This is a genomic window from Streptomyces hygroscopicus subsp. hygroscopicus (assembly GCF_001553455.1).
In the GTDB taxonomy this organism is placed as follows: domain Bacteria; phylum Actinomycetota; class Actinomycetes; order Streptomycetales; family Streptomycetaceae; genus Streptomyces; species Streptomyces hygroscopicus.
The window spans coordinates 1-4,681 of the sequence record NZ_BBOX01000318.1 but is presented as its reverse complement, the minus strand read 5'-3'; the positions used below and the strand labels follow the sequence as shown (position 1 = coordinate 4,681).

4 protein-coding genes are annotated in these 4,681 nt (G+C 72.8%); all 4 read right to left on the bottom strand.

The window, feature by feature from the left end; translation table 11 throughout:
- Positions 1 to 42 precede the first annotated feature (42 nt).
- From clpB to AXW62_RS47495, 4 genes are read right to left on the bottom strand one after another with little or no spacing between them, the layout of a single operon-like run.
- Positions 43 to 2,685 (bottom strand): ATP-dependent chaperone ClpB, encoded by a 2,643-nt coding sequence (clpB, locus tag AXW62_RS29005; RefSeq protein WP_060947131.1) that lies wholly within the window; start codon positions 2,683 to 2,685, stop codon positions 43 to 45.
- The gene (locus AXW62_RS29000) at positions 2,676 to 3,044 is read right to left on the bottom strand and encodes a chaperone modulator CbpM (RefSeq protein ID WP_079115859.1); all 369 of its coding nucleotides are present in this window, start codon (positions 3,042 to 3,044) and stop codon (positions 2,676 to 2,678) included. Before AXW62_RS29000 ends, clpB begins: the two co-directional genes overlap by 10 nt.
- Positions 3,041 to 4,012, bottom strand: a complete 972-nt coding sequence (locus AXW62_RS28995) for a DnaJ C-terminal domain-containing protein (RefSeq protein ID WP_060947130.1) — start codon at positions 4,010 to 4,012, stop codon at positions 3,041 to 3,043. The genes AXW62_RS29000 and AXW62_RS28995 overlap by 4 nt, the downstream gene beginning before the upstream one ends.
- Positions 4,013 to 4,028: 16 nt before the next feature.
- Positions 4,029 to 4,439: a nucleotide exchange factor GrpE gene (locus AXW62_RS47495; protein ID WP_442267819.1), complete on the bottom strand. Its 411-nt coding sequence runs from the start codon at positions 4,437 to 4,439 to the stop codon at positions 4,029 to 4,031.
- Between the last annotated feature and the right edge of the window lie 242 nt (positions 4,440 to 4,681).

The following is a 4,681-nucleotide window of genomic DNA, read 5'->3' as shown; positions in this document are numbered from 1 at the left end:
GCCCACGGCGGCTCCGGCGGCCCGGCCGTCCCGGCACCGCCCTCACGCGGCCTTCCCCAGTCCCGCCGGCTCCGGCTGCCGTTCGTACGTGACCACCAACTCGCCGTGCTGGGCGTCGACCTTCACGGTGGCGCCCTCCTCGACGTCACCGCGCAGCAGGGCGCGTCCGATGAGGGTCTCCACCTCGTGGGAGATGAAGCGGCGCAGCGGGCGTGCCCCGTAGACCGGGTCGTAGCCCTCGTGGGCGATGACCTCGCGTCCGGCCGGGGTCAGCTCCACGGCGATCCGGCGCTCGGCCAGCCGTGTGCGCAACTCGTCGAACTGCAGCTCCACGATGCGCTCGATCTGGCGCTCGCCGAGTGGCTTGAACAGCACGATGTCGTCGACCCGGTTGAGGAACTCGGGGCGGAAGTGGCCGCGCAGCTCGCTCATCACCAGGCTCCGGGCGTCCGGCTTGAGCTCGCCCTCGGAGGTGACGCCGTCGAGCAGATGCACCGAGCCGATGTTGGAGGTCATGATGATCACGGTGTTGCGGAAGTCCACCAGCCGCCCCTGGGCGTCGGTGATCCGCCCGTCGTCCAGGACCTGGAGGAGGGTGTTGAAGACATCGGTGTGCGCCTTCTCGATCTCGTCCAGGAGGACGACCGCGTACGGTTTGCGCCGCACCGCCTCGGTGAGCTGGCCGCCCTCCTCGTAGCCGACGTATCCCGGCGGGGCGCCGACCAGCCGGCTGACGGTGTGCCGCTCCTGGTACTCGCTCATATCGAGGCGGATCATGTTCTCCTCGGTGTCGAAGAGCGCCGCGGCCAGCGTCTTGGCCAGTTCCGTCTTTCCGACGCCGGTGGGGCCGAGGAAGATGAACGAGCCGATCGGGCGGCGCGGGTCCCGGATGCCCGAACGGGCCCGGATGATGGCGTCGGAGACCAGCCTGACCGCCTCGTCCTGGCCGATGACCCGCTCCTGGAGGATCTCGTCCAGGCGCAGCAGCTTCTCCCGTTCGCCCTCCTTCAGGCGGGAGAGGGGGATGCCGGTCCAGGCCGAGACGATGTCGGCGATCTCGTCCTCGGTGACCACTTCGCGCAGCAGCCGGTGGGCCCCCTGCCTGGCGGCCAGCTGCTCCTCCTCGGCGGTCAGCTTGCGCTGCAGTTCCTGGAGCCTGCCGTAGCGCAGTTCGGCGGCGCGGCCCAGGTCGTAGGCGTGCTCGGCCTCCTCCGCCTCGCGGCGCACCTCCTCCAGTTCCCGGCGCAGCTCCTGCACCCGGCGGATGGACTGCCGCTCGGCTTCCCACTGGGCGCGTTTGGCGTCGGCCTCGGCGCGCAGATCGGCCAGTTCCCGGCGCAGCTCCGCCAGCCGCTGCCGGCTGGCGGGGTCGGTCTCCTTGGACAGCGCGGTTTCCTCGATCTCCAGCCGGGTGACCCGGCGGGTGATCTCGTCCAGTTCGGCGGGCATGGAGTCGATCTCGGTGCGCAGCCGGGCGCATGCCTCGTCGACCAGGTCGATGGCCTTGTCCGGCAGGAACCGGTCGCTGATGTAGCGGTGGCTGAGGGTGGCGGCGGAGACCAGGGCGGTGTCCTGGATCTTGACGCCGTGGAAGACCTCCAGCCGTTCCCGCAGGCCGCGCAGGATGGAGACGGTGTCCTCCACGCTGGGCTCGTCCACCAGCACCATCTGGAACCGGCGCTCCAGCGCGGCGTCCTTCTCGATGTGCTTGCGGTACTCGTCGAGGGTGGTCGCGCCGATCATGTGCAGCTCACCGCGGGCCAGCATCGGCTTGAGCATGTTCCCGGCGTCCATGGCGCCCTCGGCGGCCCCGGCGCCGACCACGGTGTGCAGTTCGTCGACGAACAGCAGGATCCGCCCTTGGGCCGACTTCACCTCGGTGAGCACGGCCTTGAGCCGCTCCTCGAACTCGCCGCGGTACTTCGCGCCCGCCACCAGCGAGCCCATGTCCAGGGCGAAGATGGTCTTGTCGCGCAGCCCCTCGGGCACGTCGCCGCGGACGATGCGCTGGGCCAGACCCTCCACGATGGCGGTCTTGCCGACGCCCGGGTCGCCGATGAGCACGGGGTTGTTCTTCGACTTCCGGCTCAGGATCTGGGTCACCCGGCGGATCTCGGCGTCCCGGCCGATCACCGGGTCCAGCTTCCCCGAACGGGCCTCCAGGACCAGGTCGCGGCCGTACTTCTCCAGCGCCTCGTACGCCACCTCGGGGTGGGCGGAGGTGACCCGCTGGCTGCCGCGGACCTGGGTGAGCGCGTGCAGGAACGCGTCCTTGGTGATGCCGTGCTCCTTGAGCACCCGCCCCGCCGCGGTGGTGGCCCCCTCCTCGGCGAGGGCGAGCACCAGGTGCTCCATTGAGACGTACTCGTCCTTCAGGCGCTTGGCCTCCTGCTCGGCGGTGTCCAGCACCCTGGCCAGGCGCTGGGTGAGGAAGACCTGCCCCGGAGCGGCCCCGGGGCCGGTGACCCTGGGCTTGCGGGCCAGCTCCGTCTCCAGCATGGTGCGCACCGCCTCGGGGTCGGCGCCCACCTGGGTGACCAGTCGCGGGATCAGACCCTCCGGCTGGTCGAGGAGTGCGAACAGCAGGTGCTCGCCGTCGACCTCGGTGTGCCCGAACCGCATCGCAGTGGTCTGGGCGTTCTGGAGGGCTTCCTGGGACTTCTCGGTGAGACGGTTCATGTCCATGGCGGTTGTTCACTCCTCGCGCCGCTGTGGCGCAGTGCGGCTTCGAGCCGGTTGATGCGGTCGAGCAGGTCGAGCACCAGACCGATGGAGGCGTAGTTGAGGCAGAGCCCGGTGTGCAGCCGCTCGACGCGGCCCAGCGCCGCCGGGGCGTCGGGGGCGAACACCAGCCGCCCCGCGGCGTCGCGTTCGGCGTCGACCAGGCCGAGGGCGACGAAGCGCCGGATCAGCTCGGGGTGGAGCCCGGTGCGGCTGGCCACGGTGTCCAGGGAGAGCCTGCGGGCGGGCACCAGTTCGTAGTGGACGGACGTCACGGGCGGGTACCGGGTGGCCGTGACGGTCCGGGGCGTATGGCTGCTCATCGCTCTCTCCTGGGGTCGAAGGAGGAGGTCCGCGCCAGCTCCTCGAACAGCTCCCGCTCCCGGTCGGTGAGTTCGGGCGGCACCATGATGCGGATCTCGGCGTACAGATCGCCGTCGGGCCCGCGCGGGTTGGGCAGGCCCTGACCGCGCAGCCGCAGCCGGCGGCCGCTGGAGGACGCGGGCGGGACCGTCACCTTGGCGGTGCCGCCGGGTGTCGGCACCGGCACGGTCGCGCCGAGCGCGGCCTCCCAGGGGGCCACCGGGAGGTGGACGTGGACGTTACGGCCGTCCAGCCGGAACCGCGGATGGGGCTGGATGCGCACCCGCAGATACAGATCCCCGGCCGGTGCGTCCCCGGTGCCCCGGCCGCCCTGTCCGGCCAGCCGGATGCGCTGCCCGTCGGTGACGCCCGGGGGGACGTTCACCTCGAAGGTGCGCTGTCCGGCGGGCCCGGCCAGGGTGACGGTGCGGCGGCCGCCGCGGTACGCGTCCTCGACGGTGAGCGGCAGGTCGGCCTCCTGGTCGGCGCCCGGGATGGTGACGCCGGCCCCGCCGGCCGGCCCCGCGCCGCCGCCCCCGAAGAACGCGCCGAACAGGTCCTCGAAGTCCACGCCGCCGCCCCCGGTGTCGTCGCCGAAGCCACGGGTGAACCGCACCCGGCCGCCGTCGCCGGCGGTCGTCCAGCCGCGGAAGCCACCGCCGCCGCCCCCGGCACCGGCGCCGACGCGCTCCTCCCAGTCCTCGGGGATCTTGCGGAAGTCCTCCCCGAACCGGTCGTAGCGAGCACGGGTCTTCGGGTCGGAGAGCACGCTGTAGGCGTCGTTGAGGTCCTTGAACCGCTCCTCGGCGTCCGGGTCCTTGTTCACGTCGGGGTGGTACCGGCGGGCCTGCCGGCGGAACGCCTGCTGGATCTCGTCCTGGCTGGCGCCCCGGGAGACGCCGAGCACCTGGTAGTAGTCCCGTGCCATAGCCGTCTCACCCCCGTCACTCCCGTTTGGCCACGGCGACGGCCACCGGCCGGAGCTGGTTGCCGGTCTCCCCGTAGCCGGGGCGCAGGACCTGGACCACGGTGCCCGGTGCGACGTCGGGGTCCTCCACCACGCCCACCACTTCGTGCCGGGCCGGGTCGAACGGCACCCCCGTCTCGTCCTGCCGCGCGTAGCCGAGCCGGGCCAGGGTGTCCACGGCCTGGTCGCGGACGGCCCGGACGCCCGCCACGATCGAGCCGGGATCGGCCCCGGCGTGGGAGAGGGCGAGTTCGAGATTGTCGATGACGGGCAGCAGCGCCGCCGCCGTACGGGCGCGTTCGGCGGCCCGCTCCCGCTCCAGCTCCCTGGCGTGGCGCTTGCGCAGGTTCTCCAGGTCGGCCAAGGCGCGGCGCCAGCGGTCCTCCAGCTCGGCCAGCGCCGCGGCGTGCTCGGCCTTCTCGTCGGCCTCCTCGCCGGCCTTCTCGCCGGGCCCGGCCGGGTCGCCGGCCGCGTCCGGGCCGGGGCCCTCCGGGCCCGCGCCGCGCGCCTCGGCGGTGCCCGGGGCGGGGAGGTCCTCGNGTCCTGGCGGGCGTCCGCCACGGCGCCCTCCGGCGGTTCGGGTCGTGCTGCGGTTGGGTGGGACATGGCGGCCTCTCAGTGAGCTTCGGT

Coding starts and splice junctions, on each gene's coding strand:
- clpB (WP_060947131.1), bottom strand. CDS start 2,685: ATGGACATGAACCGTCTCACCGAGAAGTCCCAGGAAGCCCTCCAGAAC.
- AXW62_RS29000 (WP_079115859.1), bottom strand. CDS start 3,044: ATGAGCAGCCATACGCCCCGGACCGTCACGGCCACCCGGTACCCGCCC.
- AXW62_RS28995 (WP_060947130.1), bottom strand. CDS start 4,012: ATGGCACGGGACTACTACCAGGTGCTCGGCGTCTCCCGGGGCGCCAGC.